An 18771-nucleotide genomic window follows, 5' to 3' on the forward strand; every position below is an offset into this window, starting at 1 on the left:
CTGGATGGATCCGTCGACCCAACGTGAACTCGCCCGTCTGCTCGCTGGCCTGCGCCGTGAAGGACGCCAGCAGAGCGGTCTCGACCAGCGTCTCGTGCCGCCCGATAAGGCGACAGCCTACCGCATCGCGCGCATGGTGGAGGAGGAGCTCGGCTGGACCGTCGCGGGGTGGAAAATCGCCGCGATGAAGGAAGGGCTGCAACGGGAGCTCCGTACCGACTCGCCGATCTATGGTCGCGTCTTCGCACCGTCCATCATGGAGTCGCCCGGGCGCGTCGAGCACGCCAGACAATGTAGTCCGATTCCGGAAGTGGAGTATCAAGCGGTCCTCGGCATCGATCTGCCGCCGCGCGCCGAGCCCTATACGGTGCAGGAAGTGACCGCGGCTGTCGCGTCGCTGCATCCTGGAATCGAACTGGCAGAGTGCCGCTTTGTTCATGATGCGGCATTCCCGCCATTGCCGGCGATTCTCGCCGACGGTGCCGGCTCCGGGACGATCGTCTATGGCCCTGCCATTGCGGACTGGCAAAAGCGCGACATTGCCGGGCAGGAGGTCAGCCTCATTTGCAACGGCACTCTGCGTCGCAAAGGCAGGGCTGCCGATTTGCTGGATCATCCGGTCATGCCGCTGACTTGGCTTGCCAATGAACTTTCGCGCACGGGTATCGGCATGAAGGCAGGACAGATGGTCAGCACGGGCACGCTGACGGGCATGTTGCGGCCGAAGGCAGGTGAGACCTTCATTGGCGATTTCGGACCGTTCGGCAGCGTCAGCGCCAAATATTCGTGAGACCCGCGTGGCGTGAGAAGCGATCTCGCCGTCCCTGAGAACGAGCCGGTCGCCGCCTGATTGCGGCACGGGCAGCCGGGCAAAGGTAAGGGGTGGCCGCCCATTGCAGCGATCCTGTCCCTTGTCGCGAATGGCGTCGGAGTTTGCGCCTCGACAAAGTGGTCGTGACTGCAACCCCTTACCGTTTTCCAGCGCTGACACGAAATTTCGTGTGCAGGCGATGGGAAGTACGCCGTGATCGGAACCAGCCTCTGTAGATGGGCCATCAGCTACTGCGCGGTCGCGATCGCATGGTTGCTGCTCGCGGAAGGACTGATGGTCGCCGGGTTCGGTTTTCCAAACCACGACATCGGCGGCCCGGATACGCTCGTCATCGTCCATATGGTTTGCGTCGGCTGGTTGAGCATGGCCCTGTGTGGCGCGCTGTTCCAGTTCGTGCCGGTGCTGGTCGCAAGGCCGCTCTACGCGGAGCGCTGGACGCTGCCGGCTCTGGCGCTGCTGACGCTTGGGCTGACTGTCCTGCTCGCAGGCTTTCTGGCTCTGGGCGGGCACTTCAACGGACCGGCCTGGCTGCTTCCCGTTGGAGCTGTCCTGCTGATTGCCGGTTTCGCGTTGGTCGTTGTCAATCTCAGCATGACGCTCTGGTCGGCCCGTCCGCTGCCGGGGCCGGCGCGGTTCGTCGCAGGCGGGCTTGCCTGCATCTGTGTCACGACGGCCTTCGGCGGCATGTTCTCGCTGGTGCTGTCCGGAACCGCCGCCGGTGCGCAATGGCCGGACCTGTTGATCTCGGGCGTTCCGATCCACGCGATTGCGGGGCTTGGCGGATGGCTGACGTTCACTGCCATGGGCGTCAGCTATCGCTTGCTTGCGATGTTCATGCTCGCGCCCGACGGCGATGTGAGGCTCGGCCGGCTTGCCTGGCTTGCCGGTATCACCGCGCTGGCCGTCGGACTTGTCGGCGGCGTGCTTACATTCTGGCGCATGACCGGGTTGAATTTGGCGCTTCTGCTTGCAGGACCGGCGGCGTTGCTATCGTTGGCCGCCTACGGCCGCGACGTGCTCGGCCTGTACAGAACCCGCAAACGTCGCGCGCTCGAGCTCAACACGCGCATGAGCCTTGCTGCGCTGGTGAGCCTTGCCGCAGCCGCAATCCTTGGCGCCGCGCTTCTGGCGATCGGCTTTTTCCAATCGCATGTCGGCGCGCTCGCCTTTCTCGTCGCGTTCGGCTGGCTCACTGGCCTCGTGCTCGCGAATCTCTACAAGATCGTCCCGTTCCTGACCTGGCTTGAAACCTATGGTCCGGTGATGGGCAGAATGCCGACGCCTCGCGTGCAAGATCTCGTTGCCGAGCGCCGCGCGTTGAAGTGGTTCGTCGTGTTCTTTGCCGGAAGTTGGGCGGCAACGTTGATGCTCCTGTTGGATGCGGCACTCGGCTTCCGCGTCGCTGTCGCGGCCGTGATGCTTGCGACGCTCGGCCTGAGCGAGGAGTTCATCAGGGCCCGGCGGCTTGCGGATGTGGCGGAGCCGCTGCGCCTGCCGACCGGAGCGGCCATGCCCCATCTCCTGGTCTCACGAAACTGAAAGGAGACTGCAATGACCGAATTTATCGACGTCGATGTCCGGCCGATCCTGCGTGCAGGCGGCGAGCCGTTCTCGATCATCATGGCCGCGCTCGAGCGGCTCGAGCCCGGGGAGGGGCTGCGGCTCTATGCTCCCTTCAAGCCGGTTCCTCTGTTCGACGTCATGGCGAGCAGGGGCTTTGCGCATCGGGAAGCCGAGCTCGAAGGCGGCGAATGGGAGATCCGGTTCTTGCCGAACGACGGCGCGGTCGAAGCCGCTGAACCGGCCTCCGCTGCGTCGAGCGATGGCGATTGGCCGGAGCCAATGGTTCATCTCGACAACCGCGACCTCGATCCGCCGGAGCCGATGGTTCGGATTCTGACAGCCCTGGAGCGGCTCGCACCGGGCCAAACCCTCTTCGCCTTGCTCAGCCGTGAACCGGTCTTCCTGTTTCGGGAGCTGACCAAGCGTGGCCACCAGTGGCGTGGCGACTTCACGCCGCAGAAGGATGCCTATCAACTGACGGTGAGGGTGCCCGCATGACGATCGACGATGATGATCTCGTGGCCCGGATAAGGCAGGCGCTGAAGGTCGTGATCGACCCGGAGCTCGGGCATAACATCGTCGACCTCGGCTTTATCTATGACGTGTCGGTCGACGACGGCGTCGTGCACATCATCATGACCGCAACGACACTAGGCTGTCCCGCCGCGTTCTTTCTCAAGGAGGGTGTCGCGAGCAGCGCGTGTCTCGTTCCGGGCGTGGAATCGGTCGACGTCACCATGACGTTCGAGCCGCCCTGGCAACCCTCAATGATCTCGCCGGGTGTCAGGTCGTCGCTCGGATTTGCCGAGGTGAATTGATCCGGTGAAGCTGCCGTGACCGAAGCCGCTCCGCCGGCTAGACGCCTTCGGAGCCTGGGCCGGACCAGACCTTTGCGGGTGCGCGAAGCTTCGTCAGGTCGAGCAGGTTGATCGCACGGGCGGCGATCTGGTCGACTACCTCATCCAACGACTGGGGCTTGAGATAGAAGGCCGGCATCGGGGGGGCGATGATCGCGCCGATCTCGGTCGCCTGCAGCATTGCTCGCAAATGGCCGAGATGCAGCGGGCTCTCGCGGACCAGCAACACCAGCCGGCGCCGTTCCTTGAGCTGCACGTCGGCCGCGCGCGTCAGAAGGTTGTCGAGCTGCCCCCAGGCGATGGCCGAGAGCGTACGGATCGAGCACGGCGCGACGATCATGCCCGCGACCGGATACGAGCCGCTGGCGATCGCGGCGCCAATGTCCGAATGAAGATGGTGGCGGAAGGCGAGCGCGCGCAGCCGCGCGAGCGCATCGCTCCCCACTTCCTCGCTCAGCGTACGTTCTGCCGCGGGCGAAACCACGAGGTGCACCGCGTAGTGCGGATTGTCGGCCAGCAGCTCGACGATGCGCATGCCGATCGCGGCGCCCGAGGCACCGCTGATGCCGACGATGATGCCTTGGCGCCCGCTCATGTCAGGACTGGTGCAGGCCGAAGTTCGACCACATCGCATCGACACGCGCGACCACGGCGGGATCCATGGCCAGCGGAACGCCCCATTCCCGATCCGTCTCCGGCGGAATCTTCGCGGTGGCGTCGATGCCGAGCTTGCCGCCGAGCCCCGATTTCGGCGAGGCGAAGTCGAGATAGTCGATCGGCGTGTCGGTGAGCGTCACGAGATCGCGCGAGGGGTCGCTGCGGGTGGAGACGGCCCACATCACGGCGCGCCAGTCGCGGATGTCGATGTCGTCGTCGACCACGATCAGGAGTTTCGTGTAGCTGAACTGCGGCAGCATCGACCACAGGCCCAGCATCAGGCGCCGCGCCTGGCCGGGATAACGCTTCCTGATCGCAGCGACCGCGATGCGGTAGGAGCAAGCCTCCGGCGGCAGCCAGCAGTCCGTCACCTCGGGGAATTGCTGACGGATGAGCGGCACGAACAGGCGATTGAGCGCCTCGCCGATCCGCGACGGCTCGTCCGGCGGCCGGCCCGTGAAGGTCGAGAGGTAGACGGGCTGACGCCGGCTGGTGATCGCCGTCACGCGCATCACGGGGAATTCCTCGACGGAATTATAGTACCCGGTGTGATCGCCATACGGCCCCTCGGGCGCGGTCTCGGTCGCGGAGACGAAGCCCTCGATGACGATTTCGGCCTCGGCCGGTATCGCGAGCGGGACGGTGAGGCATGGCGCGAGGTCGGGCCGTTCGCCGCGCAGGATCCCGGCGAAGCGCAGCTCCGACAGCGTCTCCGGCAGCGGCAGCACCGCGGCAAGGATCGTCGCGGGATCGGCTCCGATGACGATCGCGACCGGCATATCGCGCCCGATCGCCTTCCATTGCTGGTGGTGGCGGGCGCCACCGCGATGCGCGAGCCAGCGGATGATGGCGCGGTCGCGACCGAGCACCTGCATGCGGTAGACGCCGACATTTTCCTCCTGGTCGGCCGTCGCGGATTCCGGCGGCACGGTGATCACGAGTGGCCAGGTGATAAGCGGCGCCGGCTCGCCGGGCCAGCAGATCTGGACCGGCAATCTTGCAAGATCGATGTCGGGCCCCATCGTGACGCAGTCCTGGACCGGCGCCGCCGCGCGTGTGCGCGGGCGCGTCGCCAGCGCGGCGCGCGCGAGCGGAAGCTTGCCGAAGGCATCCCTGATGCTGTTCGGTGGGCGTGGCGCGCGCAGTTCGGTCATCAGCGCGCCGAGCTCTTCGAGACGGTCGGGCGTGATGCCCATTCCCCATGCGATCCGCTCGACCGTTCCAAACAGGTTGGTGAGGAGCGGCATCTCCGACGGGCTGCCGTCGGCCTTGACGGGCTGCTCGAACAATAGTGCCGGTCCGTGTGTGCCGAGCACACGCCGGTGGATCTCCGTGATCTCGTGGACGACGGAGATCTTCTCGCGAATGCGTCGCAACTGCCCCCGGCTTTCGATGAACCGCAGGAAGTCGGACAAGTCGCGAAAGCGCGGCACATCACGTTGCAACTGAACAGCTCCCAAAAAATTACAGCTAGCCGGGTTGATTTCGGTCTTCATTGTTCCGGCTCAAATACAGCGGCGTGCAATCCGTTCAGATGTGTGGTCATGAATGATCCGTCCGCCGCATCGCCCGGCCCGTTGCCGACGATTCCGCCACTTGTCGCACTTGCCATGCGTCCCCTGCCGCTGTCGCCGTTGCAGCTCGTCCTCGCCGGCGTCCTGCAGCGGATCCATCGGCGCAACCCTGCGATATTCGACCGGCTTGGCGATCACGCGCGCGCGCGGTTCGGTATCAAGCCAATCGATCTGCCGTTTGCCTTCGTGGTCGAGGCCAGGCCGCCGCGCCTTTCCGTCGTGCGCAGTTTGCCGCACGGTCTGGATGCGCGGATCTCGGCCTCGCTCGCCAATCTGTTGGCGCTGCTCGAAGGCAGGCTCGATGGCGATGCCTTGATGTTCTCGCGCGAGCTCGTCGTCGAGGGCGACGTCGAAGCGGTGCTGGCGCTGCGCAATGCGATCGACGACGCCCAGCTCGATCTCGCCACTGAGCTGTCCTCGCTGTTTGGCCCGTTGGGGGCGCCGGCAAGGCGCGCCTTCGAGGCCGCCCGTGGCCGCGTGATCGGTTCATCAGGCCAAGGCGAGCAATCGAGATGATGGAATTGATCTGTCCTGCCGGGACGCCGGCGGCGCTGAAGAGCGCCATTGATGCCGGCGCCGACGCGATCTATTGCGGCTTCAACGATGAGACCAATGCGCGCAATTTTCCGGGGCTGAATTTCAGCCGCGACGAGCTGCGTAAGGGGATCGCGCTGGCGCATGGCCGCGGCGCCAGAGTCCTGGTCGCCATCAATACTTTCCCGCGCGCCTCCGCCGTCGATATCTGGCATCGCGCAGTGGACGATGCGGTGAACGCCGGAGCCGACGCGCTGATCCTCGCCGATATCGGAGTGATGGACTACGCGGCGAGGCGCCATCCGAACCAGCGCTTGCACGTCTCGGTTCAGGCCGCGGCCGCGAATCCGGATGCCATCGCCTTCTATGCCGAGAATTTCGGAGCGCGGCGCGTCGTGCTGCCGCGCGTCCTGAGCGTGCCGGAGATTGCCGAGATCACCCGGGAGTCGGCCTGCGAAACCGAGGTCTTCGTGTTCGGCGGCCTCTGCGTGATGGCCGAAGGGCGCTGTTCGCTGTCGTCCTATGCCACCGGCAAGTCACCGAACATGCAGGGCGTCTGCTCGCCCCCGAGCCATGTAGTCTATGAGCAGACCGCGGAGGGGACCAAGTCCAGCCTCGGCGGCTTCACCATCAACCGGTTCGCGGCAAGCGAGCCTGCGGGCTATCCGACGCTGTGCAAGGGCCGCTTCTCGACCGCGCAGGGCGCCGGCTACATTTTCGAGGATCCCGTCAGCCTGGATGCGACGACCCTGCTCAGGGGCTTGCGCGATGCCGGGGTGACCGCGCTCAAGATCGAGGGCCGCCAGCGCGGCCGCGCCTATGTCGAAAGCGTGGTGCGCCATTTCCGTCATGCGCTCGCGGCGCTCGAGAGCGGGAGTGAGACCGACATTGCGAGCTTGAAGCCGTTCACCGAAGGGCAGGCCTCCACGCTCGGCGCCTATCGGAAGGCCTGGCGTTAGTCTTTTCGAATATGTGAGGTCCAGCGATGCAACTCAGCCTCGGTCCAGTTCTGTACAATTGGGCGCCGGAACGCTGGCGCGACTTCTATTTCCGTATCGCCGACGAAGCGCCCGTAGACGTCGTGTCCGTCGGCGAGATCGTCTGCTCGAAACGCTCGCCGTTCTTCGCAGATCACATCCCGGCCGTGGTCGAGCGGCTGCAAAGCGCAGGCAAGCAGGTGCTGCTGGGCTCGCTGATCCTGGTCTCGCTGCGGCGCGAGCGTCGCCAGACCGAAGAGCTCGCGGCGGCTGAGGGCGTGCTGGTCGAGGTGAATGATCTGACCTGTCTCAGGGCGCTTGCAGGTCGGCCGCACGCCATCGGGCCCTTCGTCAACATCTACAACGAGGCGAGCGCGGCCTTTCACGCCGCGCGCGGGGCGAGGCGCATCTGCCTGCCGCCGGAATTGCCGCTGACCTCGGTGGCGGCGATCGCGAAGGCGATCCCGGACGTCACGACCGAGGTGTTCGCGTTCGGCAGGGTGCCGCTGGCGATCTCTGCCCGCTGCTATCATGCCCGCCTTCACAAGCTCGCCAAGGACAATTGCCGCTTCGTCTGCGAGAAGGATCCGGACGGTCTTCTCCTGAAGACGCTGGAGCAGCAGGATTTCCTGACCATCAACGGGGTGCAAACCCTGTCTCACACCTGCGCCAATTTGCTCGGCGAGGCCGGCCTATTGCACGAGAGCAGCGTTGGCTCGCTGCGCCTGTCGCCGCAGGATTGCGACATGGTCGTCGTCGCCAGGACCTTTCGTGACGTGTTGGACGGTCGTGAGGACGCGGACGGCGGCAGCCGCCGACTTGCTGCGGCCTATCCCAGTGTTCCCTTCGCGAATGGCTTCCTGTGGGCAGAGCCAGGGCACGTCTATCGTCAGGCCCGATCAGGGGAGGCCCAAGGCTCGGCGGCGCAAACCGGGTCTCTCTAACCGGGCTCGCGTTGCGGGAGCTTAGAAATTTCTGGCCATTGCAGCCAGACGTCGATGGGCCCTTTCCCGCGCAGCCTCGATCGGCTGCTGCGGTCCGGTGGTTGGCCCGATCGGCACGAAACGGACGTCATCGATACCGATGAAGCGCAGGATGTCCCGCAGGTAGGGCGTTGCCATGTCGATGCGGCCACGGTTCATGCCGGTGGCAAAGTCGCTGCCGCTGGCGAGAATCACCAGCGTCGGTCGGTCCTTGAGCAGCGGGAGATAGCCCTGTGACGGGTCGAACCGAAAGGTCAGCCCCGGCTGGACGATGATGTCGAACCATTGCTTGAGCTTGTAGGGAATGCTGAAGTTCCACATCGGCGTGGAGATCAGCACGCGATCGGCCAAGGACAAGCGCAGCGCCATTCGCTCGGCCTCGGCAAAGCCGTCGCGTTGCGCATCGTTGAAGGCTTGCCCCTTCATCCGCGCATATTTGGCCTCGACGATGGGACCCGAGAATTCAGGCATCCGCTCGCGCCAGATGTCCATGACGTCGAGATCCCAGTCCGGCCGGGCCCGGCCAAAGCTGTCAAGAAAGACGCGCGCGCCGGCACTCGAGAAGGAGTCGGCGCGGGGCGAGCAGCACAGGTGCAGGAGCTTCACCAGCGTTCATCCCAACGCCCGGATCACGGCATCCGCCCGGGTGACAATCGCGACGTTTTGCATGGCGAAATTGATCGAGGCGTTGTGCCAGTCGGCGTTCATGGTCGAGCAGCAATCCTCGGGCACGATCATGAAATAGCCCTTGTCCGCGCCGGTGCGGGCGGTGTGCTCGACCGACATGTTGGTCCACGCACCGGTGTTGATGATCATGTCGCGCCCGGTCGCTTTCAGGATCGTCTCCAGCCGCGTGCCTTCCCAGGCGCTCATACGCATCTTCTCGACGACGAAATCGCCGGGCCGCGGCTCGAGCCCGGACACGGGCGCCGCGCCCCAGCTTCCGCGCACCATCGCCTTGCTGTCGACCAGGCCCTCGAACAGCGGCGCATTCAGCGTGACGCCGGGCGCGCCGGGCTCGACCACGAACCAGACATGGATGACGGCGACGCCGCGGGCGCGCGCGGTCTCCGCCAGGCGCCGGACATTCTCGACGACATGCTGTTGCTTCGCGTGGCCGGGCGCGCCGGAATCGGCGAAGGCGCCACCGTCCATGATGACGTCGTTCTGCAGGTCCTGGATGATCATGGCGCAGCGCTGCGGATCGAGCCGCATCTCGCCATCGGCGAGGATGGGCGCCGCCGGCGCGGCGCTTGCGGTCGCGCCGCCGCCGCTTCGCCGGCCGCTCATATAGGGCTCGTGCCGCGGGCCGACCTTGGTCGGGATCGCGTACACCGAATGGGTCGAGGTCAGGTAAAGCGTGCGGAAATCCGGCCCGCCCCAGGCGAGGTTGGCGACCATCTCGGGGACGCGGACTTTGCCGAGCAGCTCGCCGCGCGGCGAATAGACCCAGACGCCGCCGGGCGCGGTGACCCAGATATTGCCGTGCTGATCACACTTCATGCCGTCGGGCAAGCCGGGCTCCAGCTCGGAGCGAATGCCGCTTGCGAACACCCGCGCATTCGACAGCGAACCGTCGGCATTGACGTCGAAGACGCGGATCAGCGCTTGCACGGTGTCGTTGACATAGAGCAGCGTCTCGTCCGGCGAGAAGCATAGGCCGTTGGGCTGGTCGAACAGATTGCGCTCGACCACGAGTCGCGGCTCGCCGCCGGGCACGACGCGATAGACGCCCTGGAAGCCGAGCTGGCGCGGCCGCTCGACGCCATAGACCGGCATGCGGCCGTACCAGGGGTCCGAGAAATAGATCGCGCCGGAGGAGTGCACGCAGACGTCGTTCGGGCTGTTCAGCTCCTGTCCCCCAAAATGCGACGCCAGCACCTCGCGTCGCCCGTCCGGCCGCTCGCGGATCAGCGACGATGTCGCGTGCTCGCAGACGATGAGATTGAGCTCGGCATCATAGGTCATGCCGTTGCACTTGTTGGAGGGGCGCTTGACCTCCACGACGCCGCGCCGCGCATCCCAGCGCCGGCGCACGTCGCCGGGCATGTCGGAGAACAGCAAATAATGATCGACCGGATGCCAGATCGGCCCCTCCGTGAAGTCGAAGCCGGTGCCGATCTGCGCGACCGGCGCATAGGGGTCGATCAGGGTCTCGAACTCGCTTCGCAAGGTGACGTGGGTCATCGATCGATCCTCAAGGCACGTTACGCCGGGAACCAGTTACGTGCGGGCAACGATTGCACGATCGGGCCGGGGACCTGATCGTGCAGGCGCCCGACGACGTTGCCGCCTTCGATCTTGGCGGGACGGTCGTGCACCGGCAGCAAATAGCGCGAATTGCTGAGCAGCTTCTTGATCGAGGCCTTCTCCGCCCGCTTGCTGGTGCCGTGATTGCCCGTCGTGCGCGGCTCCCAGTCGTGGATCTCGTTGAAGGGCGTCACGATCTGGTCGTTGAAATCGTAGATCACGTCGCCGCAAATGGTTGCAATCCCATCGGCCGTCTCGACGATGATGTTCATCGAGCCCTCCGTATGCGCATTGGCGGCGTCGCAATAGACGCCGGGCATCAGCTCGATCGGACCGGTGATCTCCAGGTCAAGGAAGCGCAGCGCGCTCTTGGTGTGCAGCCGGTCGATCAGGTGCTTGATGTCGGGTGCCGGATATTGCGGATGCATCAGGCCGGAGACGGAATATTCGAGCTCCTTGCGATTGAGCACGACGGTCGTGTTCATCGAAAACAGATCGTCCTTGCCGGCATGGTCGATGTGCAGATGGGTGTGGCAGACGAAGCGGACGTCGCCCATGCGCACGCCGTGGCGCGCGAGCTGGTTCTCGATCATGTTCTCGTGGTACTGCAGCCCGCGCATGCCCAGCGTCTCCATGATCTGGTTGGAGCGGTAGCCGGTGTCGACCACGATTGGATATTTCCCCCCGAGGATCAGGAAGCCGAGGGTGAGGACGCGGCGGGTGCGGCCGCAGTCGCGGCCGAGAACCAGAAAGCTCGATTCCAGTTCGATATCGCCATAGTCCAGGATCTTGATCTCCAGCGCCATTCGTTGCCCTCCCTGCCTTGTTTCTTGTCTGTCAAAGTCGATACACGCGCGCTGCGGTAGCGCTGAAGATCGCGTCCTGCTGTTCTGCACTGAACGGCGCGGCGGCGCTGCGAGAAGCGCCCACGAGGTCGCGATAGCTGGTCCACAATTTTTCGATCGGGAAGTTGGAGCCGAACAGGCAACGCTCCGCACCGAAGATCGCGACGGTGTCAGTGAGCACGGCGGCGATGTGCAAGGGATCGTTGCGATGAATAAAGGTGCCGAGTCCGGAAAGTTTTGAGACCACGTTGGGGCAGGCCGCGAGCCGGGCCATCCCGCCGCGCCAGGCGGCGCGGCCGCCAGGCGAAAGATCCTCCAGCATGCCGGCATGCTGGAGGATGAAGGTCACCGCGGGGCACGCCTCGGCGAGCACTGCGGCCTGCGGCATTTGCGGCGTGAACACCTGCAAATCGAAACTCCAGCCATAGTCGGCTAGACGCGCGACGTTGCGGCGGATCATCGGATCGGCGCAGAGATCCGGGCGGGCCGCAAAGCGGTAGAGCGGGTTCTCGTGCCAGTGCAACTGCATGCGCACGCCGCGCACCAGCGGATAGCGCTTCAGGCGATCGAGCTGCGGGCGAACGTCGTCCACGGCAAAATTGGCATAGGCCACCATCGCGTGCGGCCAGCCGTGCGCGTCGGCTGTCTGCTGCACCCACGCGGCCTCGTCCTCGAAACGCTCGTTGGCCCAGTTGGTCTGCACATAGACGGAGCGTGTGACGCCGGTGCCTTTGAGGTCGTCGAGATATTCGGGAAGCAGATAGTCGCGCCGGATCGGTTCATACGGGCCGAAGATGCGCGGCTGCATGGGGCCGATCAGCCAGGGCAGGTCGGCCTGCCGCCAGATGTGATGATGGCCGTCGACAATGTCGGTCACGCCGCTCTCCTTCGTCCCAACGCCAGAATATGCGCGACGATTGACGCGCTCGAACCGCCATCCACGAGGTCGTCGACGAAGCGCTCGATGGCGATCAGCGCCTCGGTCTGCGGGCGGAAGCCGGGGCTTGTCGCCAGCGGCGTCAGCCAGCTCAAGCGCCAGGCACGGCGCGACAGCTTCGCGACGGCGTCGGCAAGTGCGTCGGTCTCGCCGCGCTCCAGTCCATCGGACACGATGACCACGGCGGCGCCGCGGGCGTAGCCACCGAACCGCGGGACCGCCAGGAACGCTTGCAGCGCGTCGCCGATACGGGTGCCGCCGTCCCAGTCACTGACCAGATGAGCGGCTGCGTTCATCGCCTGCTCGCGACGCTTCATCCGCAACGGACGGGTGACGCGGGTCAGCCGCGTGCCGAAGGTGAAGACCTCGACGCCGGGCGCGGCTTGCACCAGCGCATGCGCGAGCTTCATGTTTTCCTCCGTGCGGATCTTCATCGAGCCGGAGACGTCGATCAGCAGCAGCATCTTGCGCGGACGTTGGCGCCGCTTCATGTGACCGAGCCGCAGGATCTCGCCGTCGCTGCGGACGCTGTCGCGCAAGGTGCGGCGGAGATCGGAAAACGGTCCGCGGCGAGCGCGCATGCGGCGATGGCCGCGCCGCCGCGGCAGGCGTCGTGGTGCCTCCCTCGCCAGACGGCGCAATGCGTCTGTGCTCGCGGTCGACGCAAAGCGGCGCTCGACCAGCGCCTCGCTTCGGGTCGCAGTGAGGCCGGACTCATTGGCCTCGTCGGAGAGCAGGGGGGCCTCATCACCGCGGCCTTCCTCCTGAAGCCGGACGGTCTCGTCGTCCTCGCCGTCCTCGGGGCGCTCGATGGCCTCGTTGCCGCGGAAATGCAGATCGAACAGCCGGTCGAAGGTCGCGCGGCGTTCGGGCGGCGGAGCCAGCGTTGCCAGGGCGGCTTGCTTGATGTGCTCGATGCTATCAGGGCCGAGCAGCCCGATCGCGGCGAGGAACGTCGTGGTTTGCTCCGGTGCCACGGCAAAGCCGTTCGCGCGCAGCAGCGAAACGAAGGAAACAAAGATCCGCGCGGCGCGCGGCAGCTGCGTCTCGATGGTCATGCCGTCGCCTCCGCGAGCATGGCATCGAGCCGCGGCGAGATGAAATGCAGATCCTCTTCGTCCTTGAGGGCCACGCCGATCGAGCGCTTGAACGCGTCCGGCCAGCGCGCGCCGCCGTTGTGCAGCAGCGTCGCGGCCTCGGCCCAGTCGACGGCCTCGGCAATGCCCGGCGCCTTGCTGAGGGGTTCGCGCCGCAGCTTCTCCACAGCTGCGACGACGGCGCGGGCCGTGGCTTCGGCAACGCTGGAGGCGCGCATCATGATGATCCGCGCCTCGCGCTCGGCAGTCGGATAGTCGATCCAATGATAGACGCAGCGGCGGCGCAGGGCCTCGTGCAGATCGCGCGTCCGGTTCGACGTCAGCACCACCACGGGGCGTTCGGCCGCGCGAACCGTGCCGCGCTCGGGAATCGAGATCTGGAAGTCGGAGAGGAATTCGAGCAGGAAGGCCTCGAACTCCTGATCGGCACGATCGATCTCGTCGATCAGCAGCACGGTGGAATCGGGCGCGCGGAGCGCGGCCAGCATCGGACGTTCGATCAGGAAGGTCTCGCCATAGATGTCGATGCTCTCGTCGCCGGCCTGGCGGATCGCCAGCATCTGGCGCGGGTAGTTCCACTCATAGAGCGCAGCGGAGGCATCGATGCCCTCGTAGCATTGCAGGCGGATCAGGCGCCGGCCGAGCACGGCGGCGATCGCTTTTGCGGCCTCGGTCTTGCCGACGCCCGGCGCGCCTTCCAGCAGCAGGGGCTTGCCGAGCGCGAGGCCGAGATAGGCTGATGTCGCAAGGCCCTCGTCGGCGAGGTAATAGGCCGCCCGAAGCGCCTTCTCGAGCGCCTCGGGGCTGTCGATGCCGACGATGTTGCTGCGAACCGCCACAGCCGTTCCTCTAGCGCCGTGCCTGCGGTCGTGCGCCGCCTTGGCTCTTGATCGCGCGCAGCACCTTTTCGGGCGTGATCGGCAGGTCGTCGATGCGCACGCCGACGGCGTTGAAGATCGCATTCGCAACGGCCGGCAGCACCGGGTTGGCGCACATCTCGCCGGGGCCTTTGGCCCCGAAGGGACCATCAGGGGCGGGACGCTCCAGCACCGCAATATCGTGCGGCCAGATGTCACCGGGGCCGGGCATCAGATATTCAACGAAGTCGCGGGGGCCGTGAACGGGATCGGGATAATAGGGCTCCGGCGTTTCGTAGAGCGCGTGGCTGACGCCCATCCAGGCGCCGCCGACCAGCTGTTGCTCGACCAGACGCGGGTTGAGCGCGCGGCCGAGCTCATAGGCGGAGTCCATCCGCACCATCGCGACTTCGCCGGTCTCGTCGTCGACCTCGACCTCCGCGACGAGGCAGGCATGGGCGTAACAGGTTGCCGGCGACATCTCGCCGGTCTCCGGATCGACGTTGGAGAGCGGGACGAGAAAGATGCCGCGACCCGAGATGGTCTTGCCCTGCTTGAACTGCGCGGCAATCGCGACATCCTTGGTCGAGATCGAGCGATGCGGCGCGCCCTTGACGTGGATATTGCCGCGGCCGTCGGTTTCGAGATCGGCCGCGTTGACCTCGAGCTCCTCGGCCGCGGCCTCCATCATCACGCCGCGCGCTTCGCGGGCGGCAGCCATCACGGCATTGCCGACGCGGTGGGTGCCGCGTGAGGCGAACGAGCCCATGCAGTGCGGGCCGGTGTCGGAGTCCGCCGTGTCGACATAGACGTCCTCGACCGGCACGCCCAGCGTCTCGGCGCAGATCTGCCGCGTCACCGACTTCATGCCCTGTCCCAAGTCGATCGACGACAGCGCCACCGTGAACTTGCCGCTGGGATTGGAATGAACCAGTGCCTGGCTTGGATCGCCACCGAGGTTCATGCCGATCGGATAGTTGATCGACGCCATGCCGCGTCCGCGATGCCTGGTCATGTCAGCGTCTCCTGGTGCCGAACACGGATGAGAACCGCGTCGCGCCGTGCGATGGCGCGGCCGGGCGGGGCGGGGGAGGCGGCGGTGCCGGCGGAGGCGGATCGCGCGGCGGCTCCCGTGTCGCGGTCACCGGCGCGCGGTCATAGCTCGTGCGCTGCTGCGCAGGGGCGGCCGGGCGCGCGCGCGAATCCGTCGGCGTCGGCGGGATGGCGGCGCGGCTGCCGCCGCCGTCCTTGCGCGAGGACGCGCGCCTGAACTCGTCGCGGATCGGCCATTTGGCCTTTTCGGCCGCGACCTGAACGCATTCGATCAGCGCGGTGTTCTTGGCCTCGCGCCGATGCGCCTTCATGTCGCCGTCGCGATAGGCGTTGAGAATGCGAAACTCCATCGGGTCCATGCCGACGAGGTTCGCGAGCTTGTCCATCTGGCATTCGATCGCAAAGTCCATCGCGGTGACGCCGAAACCGCGCATGGCGGTCGCGGGCGTGCGATTGGTGAAGACGCAATAGACGTCGCCATAGACGTTCGGGATGGTGTAGGGCCCGGGCAGATGCGCGGCGCACTTCACCGCGGCGTAGCTCGACAGCCGCGTATAGGCGCCGCTGTCGAAATAGGCGCGGATCTTGCGCGCGACGACGCGGCCGTCGCGCATTACGCCGTCCTTGATGTAGATGCGCTCGGCGCCGCGCGGCGGCCCATACTGCATTTCCTCCTCGCGCCCGAACACGTAGCGGACGGGTCGTCCGGTCAGCATGGCGCCGAGGATGGCGAGCGGCTCGGTCAATGTGTCCACCTTGCCGCCGAAGCCGCCGCCGACGGTGCCCCCGATGAAGTGGAACGTGTTGGAGGGCACGTCCAGGATCTTGGCGCAGGTGTCGACGGAGAAGAACAGCGCCTGGGTCGAGGTGTAGACGACGTAGCGGCCGTTGGTGTCGGGCGCGGCAATGGCGCCGTTGGTCTCGGTCGGCGCGTGCTCGATCGGCGACATCTGGTAGCGCTGTTCGAGCACGTGGTCTGCGCTCGCGAGCGCTGCATCGGCATCGCCAAAGCGCAGGCGCTGGTGATCGTAGACGTCGTGATAGATGAAGGTGTTCTTCGGATAGGTCTCGTTGACCACGGGCGCGCCGGATTTCAGCGCGTCCTCGACATCGAACACAGCCGGGAGCGGCTCGTAATCGACCTTGACCTTCGCGATGGCCTCGAACGCCTCGTGCTCGCTATCGGCGACGATGGCGAGGATCGGCTCGCCCTTGTAGCGGACCTTGTCCACGGCGAGCGAGGGCTCGTCATCCTTGCCGAAGTTGATCAGGCTCAGCAGCGTGTTGAGATTGACCGGCACGTCGGTGCCACGGATGATCCGGCGCACGCCAGCCGAGCGTTCTGCGTCCGTGGTATCGATGCGACGGATCCGTGCATGGGCCTGTGTCGAGCGAACGACCTTCAGGTGCAGCATGCCTTGCAGCTTATGATCATTGAAATAGCTCGACGTGCCCGTGACATGGCCGAGCATGTCCTGGCGTTGCGTGCCCTTGCCGATCTCCTTGAGGTTATCGTCGCGCTCGTCGGCGAAGATGTCCTTGCGCAGTTCCAGCATGGTCTGACCTCAGGCGCTGACCCGGCCGCCGGCGGCGGCGAGGATGGCATTGATGATCGGCTCGTAGCCGGTGCAGCGGCAGATGTTGCCGGAGATGGCCTCGACGACTTCGTCGCGGCTGGGCGAGGGGTTGCGGTCGAGCAGCGCCTTTGCTGCCATCAGCATCCCCGGCGTGCAGTAGCCGCACTGGGCGGCAAAATTGTCGGCGAAGGCGCGTTGCAGCGGGTGCAGGTTCGGGCCCTGCTTCATGCCGTCGAGCGTTTCGATCGAGCGGCCGGCGACCGTCTCCGCCAGCGTCAGGCAGGAGAGGTGGAGCTCGCCGTCGATCAGCACACTGCACGTGCCGCAGCCGCCCTGGCCGCAGCCGAACTTCGGCGTCATGTCGCCGATCAGCTCGCGCAGCGCCACCAGGAGATTGGTGCCGCCATCGACGAAGATTGCGACGTCGCGGCCGTTGTGACGAAATTGCAGGGGTATCTTGGCCATAGGCTCTATTCCTGTCCCGACAGCAGTCGCCGCAGATGCACGCCGACGATCTCGCGGCGATACCAGGCGCTGCCGAGCGCGTTGTCGCTTGGCGATGTTCCTTCGGTCGCCGCAGATGCGGCCGCCGCGATGGTTGCGGCGTCCAGCGAGCGGCCCTCCAGCGCGCGCTCGGCGGCCCGCGCGCGGATCTGGGTTGGCGCCATCGATCCCAGCGCGATCCGCGCGCCCGCGATCCGGCCGCCGCTGAGCGGCAGATGGGCCGCGAGCGTGATGACCGAGCCGCCCTTCGGCTTGATGCGGGCGATCTTGCGATAGCGGAACGATTCGGTGTTCGCTGGCCGGGTGCAGGAGACCGACAGCACCAGTGTTCCGGTCTGCCGTTCGCGTGCCTGCAAGAACTCCTCGATCGGGATGTCGCGCGCGCCGAACCCGCCTTGGACGGCGACGGTTGCATCGAGCGCCAGCAGCGCGACGGTAAAATCGCCATAGGGACTCAGGGCGAAGAGATTGCCGCCGACCGTGCCCATGTTGCGGACGGCGGGACCGCCGATCGAACGGGCAGGCGCATGCAGGAAGGCGAGGTCGCGTTCGGCGAGGACGCGCGCGAAGGTGACGCCGGCGCCGAGCGTGATGCGCGGTCCCGAGGCGTCGATCCGGGTCAGCGCCTGGTCCTGTGCGCGCACGACAATCGAGATCGAAACATCTCCCTCGTTCAGCGCCCGCATCACCAGCGTGCCGCCGCCGAGATAACGCGCTGTGCGGTCCGAGGACAACGCGCCGGCCGCCTCGCTGGCGCTTACAAAAGTCTTCACGGTCACGGCCATGACTATGCGGCCTCCTTCAGATGCCGGCGGATCGCTTCGAATCCGGCCTGATAAATGTCTTCCGCGACCATATGAGTAATGCGGTCGCGATCCTCCGGCTTGGTGGTGAAACGGGACTCCCAGTGCCAGAAGGTGCGGTCGCCATCGGTCACCGGCAGCAGCCGGACATGGGCGACGTAGTTGAACATCGGCACCGGCGTATCGAGCAGGCAATAGCTGAAGGATTGTTCGAGATCGGACAGCGCCAGCAATTGCTCGCGCAGCTCGGAGCCGTCGTTGAGCTTGAACCGCCTGATGCAGCCGATCTTGTCGGCGGATTGTGCGCGCTCGATCGAGGAGGTCGCGACCGCCGGATGCCAGCGATCATGCCCGTTGAAATCGCGCAGCACGTTCCACGCCGCGTCGGTCGGTGCATCCAGGATCGTGCTCTTGACGATATGCGGCACGGCTAGCCTCCGAACACGCGTTTCAGCGCGTCAAACCCACCCTGGAACACGCCGCCGCCGATATTGCTGACGAGCTCGGTCTCCCGCTCCGGCGCGCAGTCGAATTCGGCGGTCCATTCCATGAAGGTCTGGTCGCCGTCGGTGACGGGGGTTAGCCGCAGCGTCGCGACGTAGTTCTCGACGCCCATCGGCGATTCCAGGATCGAATAAGTGCAGAACATATCGTAGTCGGAGAGGCCGAGCAGCTTTTCGCGGATGCGGTCGCCGTTGCGCAGGCGAAAATCTCGCACACAACCGATCTTGTCGGAGGGCTCGCCGCCCTCGATGCGGCTTTCGGCGATCGCCGGATGCCAGTTCGGCAGGCCGTTGAAATCGCGCACCCGCGCCCAGACGCGGTCGTTGCGGGCGTTGACGACGGTGGAGACGTAGACGCGAGCCATAAT

At 65.9% G+C, this 18771-nt stretch carries 21 protein-coding genes; 7 read left to right on the forward strand and 14 right to left on the reverse strand.

The genetic code is table 11. The annotated features are described in order from the left end of the window. Positions 1 to 4 precede the first annotated feature (4 nt). The 4 genes from IVA81_RS24380 to IVA81_RS24395 all read left to right on the forward strand — a co-directional run bounded on the left by IVA81_RS24380 (position 5) and on the right by IVA81_RS24395 (position 3213). Positions 5 to 790 (forward strand): fumarylacetoacetate hydrolase family protein, encoded by a 786-nt coding sequence (locus IVA81_RS24380; protein ID WP_247322673.1) that lies wholly within the window; start codon positions 5 to 7, stop codon positions 788 to 790. Positions 791 to 1024: 234 nt separating this feature from the next. Further along, positions 1025 to 2371 carry a hypothetical protein gene (locus tag IVA81_RS24385; protein ID WP_247322675.1) on the forward strand — a complete coding sequence of 449 codons (1347 nt, stop codon included), beginning with the start codon at positions 1025 to 1027 and terminating at the stop codon, positions 2369 to 2371. A gap of 12 nt (positions 2372 to 2383) precedes the next feature. Beyond that, the gene (locus tag IVA81_RS24390) at positions 2384 to 2893 is read left to right on the forward strand and encodes a DUF2249 domain-containing protein (protein WP_247322677.1); all 510 of its coding nucleotides are present in this window, start codon (positions 2384 to 2386) and stop codon (positions 2891 to 2893) included. After that, entirely contained in the window at positions 2890 to 3213 is a 324-nt protein-coding gene (locus IVA81_RS24395) for a metal-sulfur cluster assembly factor (protein WP_247322679.1), read from the forward strand. The genes IVA81_RS24390 and IVA81_RS24395 overlap by 4 nt, the downstream gene beginning before the upstream one ends. Positions 3214 to 3250: 37 nt before the next feature. Here the strand turns inward: IVA81_RS24395 and IVA81_RS24400 are convergent, their stop codons facing one another. Continuing rightward, the gene (locus IVA81_RS24400) at positions 3251 to 3847 is read right to left on the reverse strand and encodes a UbiX family flavin prenyltransferase (protein ID WP_247322680.1); all 597 of its coding nucleotides are present in this window, start codon (positions 3845 to 3847) and stop codon (positions 3251 to 3253) included. A 1-nt stretch (position 3848) separates the two neighbouring features. After that, complete coding sequence (locus IVA81_RS24405; protein WP_247322681.1) at positions 3849 to 5285, reverse strand: UbiD family decarboxylase; 1437 nt, start codon at positions 5283 to 5285, stop codon at positions 3849 to 3851. Here IVA81_RS24405 and IVA81_RS40725 point away from each other — a divergent pair. From IVA81_RS40725 to IVA81_RS24420, 3 genes are read left to right on the forward strand one after another with little or no spacing between them, the layout of a single operon-like run. After that, entirely contained in the window at positions 5250 to 5999 is a 750-nt protein-coding gene (locus IVA81_RS40725) for an SCP2 sterol-binding domain-containing protein (protein ID WP_247322682.1), read from the forward strand. The genes IVA81_RS24405 and IVA81_RS40725 overlap by 36 nt on opposite strands. After that, positions 5999 to 6976: a peptidase U32 family protein gene (locus tag IVA81_RS24415; RefSeq protein ID WP_247323200.1), complete on the forward strand. Its 978-nt coding sequence runs from the start codon at positions 5999 to 6001 to the stop codon at positions 6974 to 6976. Before IVA81_RS40725 ends, IVA81_RS24415 begins: the two co-directional genes overlap by 1 nt. A gap of 26 nt (positions 6977 to 7002) precedes the next feature. Beyond that, positions 7003 to 7938: a U32 family peptidase gene (locus tag IVA81_RS24420; RefSeq protein ID WP_247322683.1), complete on the forward strand. Its 936-nt coding sequence runs from the start codon at positions 7003 to 7005 to the stop codon at positions 7936 to 7938. Positions 7939 to 7959: 21 nt separating this feature from the next. On the opposite strand, the gene IVA81_RS24425 is transcribed toward IVA81_RS24420, so the two are convergent. From IVA81_RS24425 to IVA81_RS24480, 12 genes are read right to left on the reverse strand one after another with little or no spacing between them, the layout of a single operon-like run. Beyond that, positions 7960 to 8586, reverse strand: coding sequence for an NAD(P)H-dependent oxidoreductase (locus IVA81_RS24425; RefSeq protein ID WP_247323202.1), 627 nt, complete (start codon positions 8584 to 8586; stop codon positions 7960 to 7962). Positions 8587 to 8589: 3 nt separating this feature from the next. Then, entirely contained in the window at positions 8590 to 10164 is a 1575-nt protein-coding gene (locus IVA81_RS24430; RefSeq protein ID WP_247322685.1) for an isochorismatase family protein, read from the reverse strand. Positions 10165 to 10184: 20 nt separating this feature from the next. Then, complete coding sequence (locus IVA81_RS24435; RefSeq protein WP_247322686.1) at positions 10185 to 11033, reverse strand: MBL fold metallo-hydrolase; 849 nt, start codon at positions 11031 to 11033, stop codon at positions 10185 to 10187. Between the two features lie 31 nt (positions 11034 to 11064). Beyond that, positions 11065 to 11949: an amidohydrolase family protein gene (locus IVA81_RS24440; protein ID WP_247322689.1), complete on the reverse strand. Its 885-nt coding sequence runs from the start codon at positions 11947 to 11949 to the stop codon at positions 11065 to 11067. After that, the gene (locus IVA81_RS24445) at positions 11946 to 13067 is read right to left on the reverse strand and encodes a VWA domain-containing protein (protein WP_247322691.1); all 1122 of its coding nucleotides are present in this window, start codon (positions 13065 to 13067) and stop codon (positions 11946 to 11948) included. Before IVA81_RS24445 ends, IVA81_RS24440 begins: the two co-directional genes overlap by 4 nt. After that, on the reverse strand, positions 13064 to 13945 hold the full coding sequence (locus IVA81_RS24450) for a MoxR family ATPase (protein WP_247322693.1): 882 nt from the start codon (positions 13943 to 13945) through the stop codon (positions 13064 to 13066). The genes IVA81_RS24445 and IVA81_RS24450 overlap by 4 nt, the downstream gene beginning before the upstream one ends. 10 nt (positions 13946 to 13955) lie before the next feature. Continuing rightward, on the reverse strand, positions 13956 to 14978 hold the full coding sequence (locus tag IVA81_RS24455; RefSeq protein WP_247322695.1) for a molybdopterin cofactor-binding domain-containing protein: 1023 nt from the start codon (positions 14976 to 14978) through the stop codon (positions 13956 to 13958). A gap of 1 nt (position 14979) precedes the next feature. Then, positions 14980 to 16572, reverse strand: coding sequence for a molybdopterin cofactor-binding domain-containing protein (locus tag IVA81_RS24460; protein WP_247322697.1), 1593 nt, complete (start codon positions 16570 to 16572; stop codon positions 14980 to 14982). Positions 16573 to 16581: 9 nt separating this feature from the next. Beyond that, the gene (locus IVA81_RS24465; protein WP_247322699.1) at positions 16582 to 17058 is read right to left on the reverse strand and encodes a (2Fe-2S)-binding protein; all 477 of its coding nucleotides are present in this window, start codon (positions 17056 to 17058) and stop codon (positions 16582 to 16584) included. A 5-nt stretch (positions 17059 to 17063) separates the two neighbouring features. Further along, entirely contained in the window at positions 17064 to 17882 is an 819-nt protein-coding gene (locus IVA81_RS24470; RefSeq protein ID WP_247322701.1) for an FAD binding domain-containing protein, read from the reverse strand. 2 nt (positions 17883 to 17884) lie between these two features. Further along, the gene (locus IVA81_RS24475; protein ID WP_247322703.1) at positions 17885 to 18328 is read right to left on the reverse strand and encodes an SRPBCC family protein; all 444 of its coding nucleotides are present in this window, start codon (positions 18326 to 18328) and stop codon (positions 17885 to 17887) included. A gap of 2 nt (positions 18329 to 18330) precedes the next feature. After that, positions 18331 to 18768, reverse strand: coding sequence for an SRPBCC family protein (locus IVA81_RS24480; protein ID WP_018643039.1), 438 nt, complete (start codon positions 18766 to 18768; stop codon positions 18331 to 18333). Positions 18769 to 18771 lie beyond the last annotated feature (3 nt).

Source organism: Bradyrhizobium sp. 141 (assembly GCF_023074055.1).
GTDB lineage: Bacteria > Pseudomonadota > Alphaproteobacteria > Rhizobiales > Xanthobacteraceae > Bradyrhizobium.

Excerpts from the sequence above, each read along its gene's own strand:
- IVA81_RS24380 (WP_247322673.1), top strand. The coding sequence starts at position 5 with ATGGATCCGTCGACCCAACGTGAACTCGCCCGTCTGCTCGCTGGCCTG.
- IVA81_RS24390 (WP_247322677.1), top strand. The coding sequence starts at position 2,384 with ATGACCGAATTTATCGACGTCGATGTCCGGCCGATCCTGCGTGCAGGC.
- IVA81_RS24395 (WP_247322679.1), top strand. The coding sequence starts at position 2,890 with ATGACGATCGACGATGATGATCTCGTGGCCCGGATAAGGCAGGCGCTG.
- IVA81_RS24400 (WP_247322680.1), bottom strand. The coding sequence starts at position 3,847 with ATGAGCGGGCGCCAAGGCATCATCGTCGGCATCAGCGGTGCCTCGGGC.
- IVA81_RS24415 (WP_247323200.1), top strand. The coding sequence starts at position 5,999 with ATGGAATTGATCTGTCCTGCCGGGACGCCGGCGGCGCTGAAGAGCGCC.
- IVA81_RS24420 (WP_247322683.1), top strand. The coding sequence starts at position 7,003 with ATGCAACTCAGCCTCGGTCCAGTTCTGTACAATTGGGCGCCGGAACGC.
- IVA81_RS24430 (WP_247322685.1), bottom strand. The coding sequence starts at position 10,164 with ATGACCCACGTCACCTTGCGAAGCGAGTTCGAGACCCTGATCGACCCC.
- IVA81_RS24435 (WP_247322686.1), bottom strand. The coding sequence starts at position 11,033 with ATGGCGCTGGAGATCAAGATCCTGGACTATGGCGATATCGAACTGGAA.
- IVA81_RS24445 (WP_247322691.1), bottom strand. The coding sequence starts at position 13,067 with ATGACCATCGAGACGCAGCTGCCGCGCGCCGCGCGGATCTTTGTTTCC.
- IVA81_RS24455 (WP_247322695.1), bottom strand. The coding sequence starts at position 14,978 with ATGACCAGGCATCGCGGACGCGGCATGGCGTCGATCAACTATCCGATC.
- IVA81_RS24460 (WP_247322697.1), bottom strand. The coding sequence starts at position 16,572 with ATGCTGGAACTGCGCAAGGACATCTTCGCCGACGAGCGCGACGATAAC.
- IVA81_RS24465 (WP_247322699.1), bottom strand. The coding sequence starts at position 17,058 with ATGGCCAAGATACCCCTGCAATTTCGTCACAACGGCCGCGACGTCGCA.
- IVA81_RS24470 (WP_247322701.1), bottom strand. The coding sequence starts at position 17,882 with ATGGCCGTGACCGTGAAGACTTTTGTAAGCGCCAGCGAGGCGGCCGGC.
- IVA81_RS24480 (WP_018643039.1), bottom strand. The coding sequence starts at position 18,768 with ATGGCTCGCGTCTACGTCTCCACCGTCGTCAACGCCCGCAACGACCGC.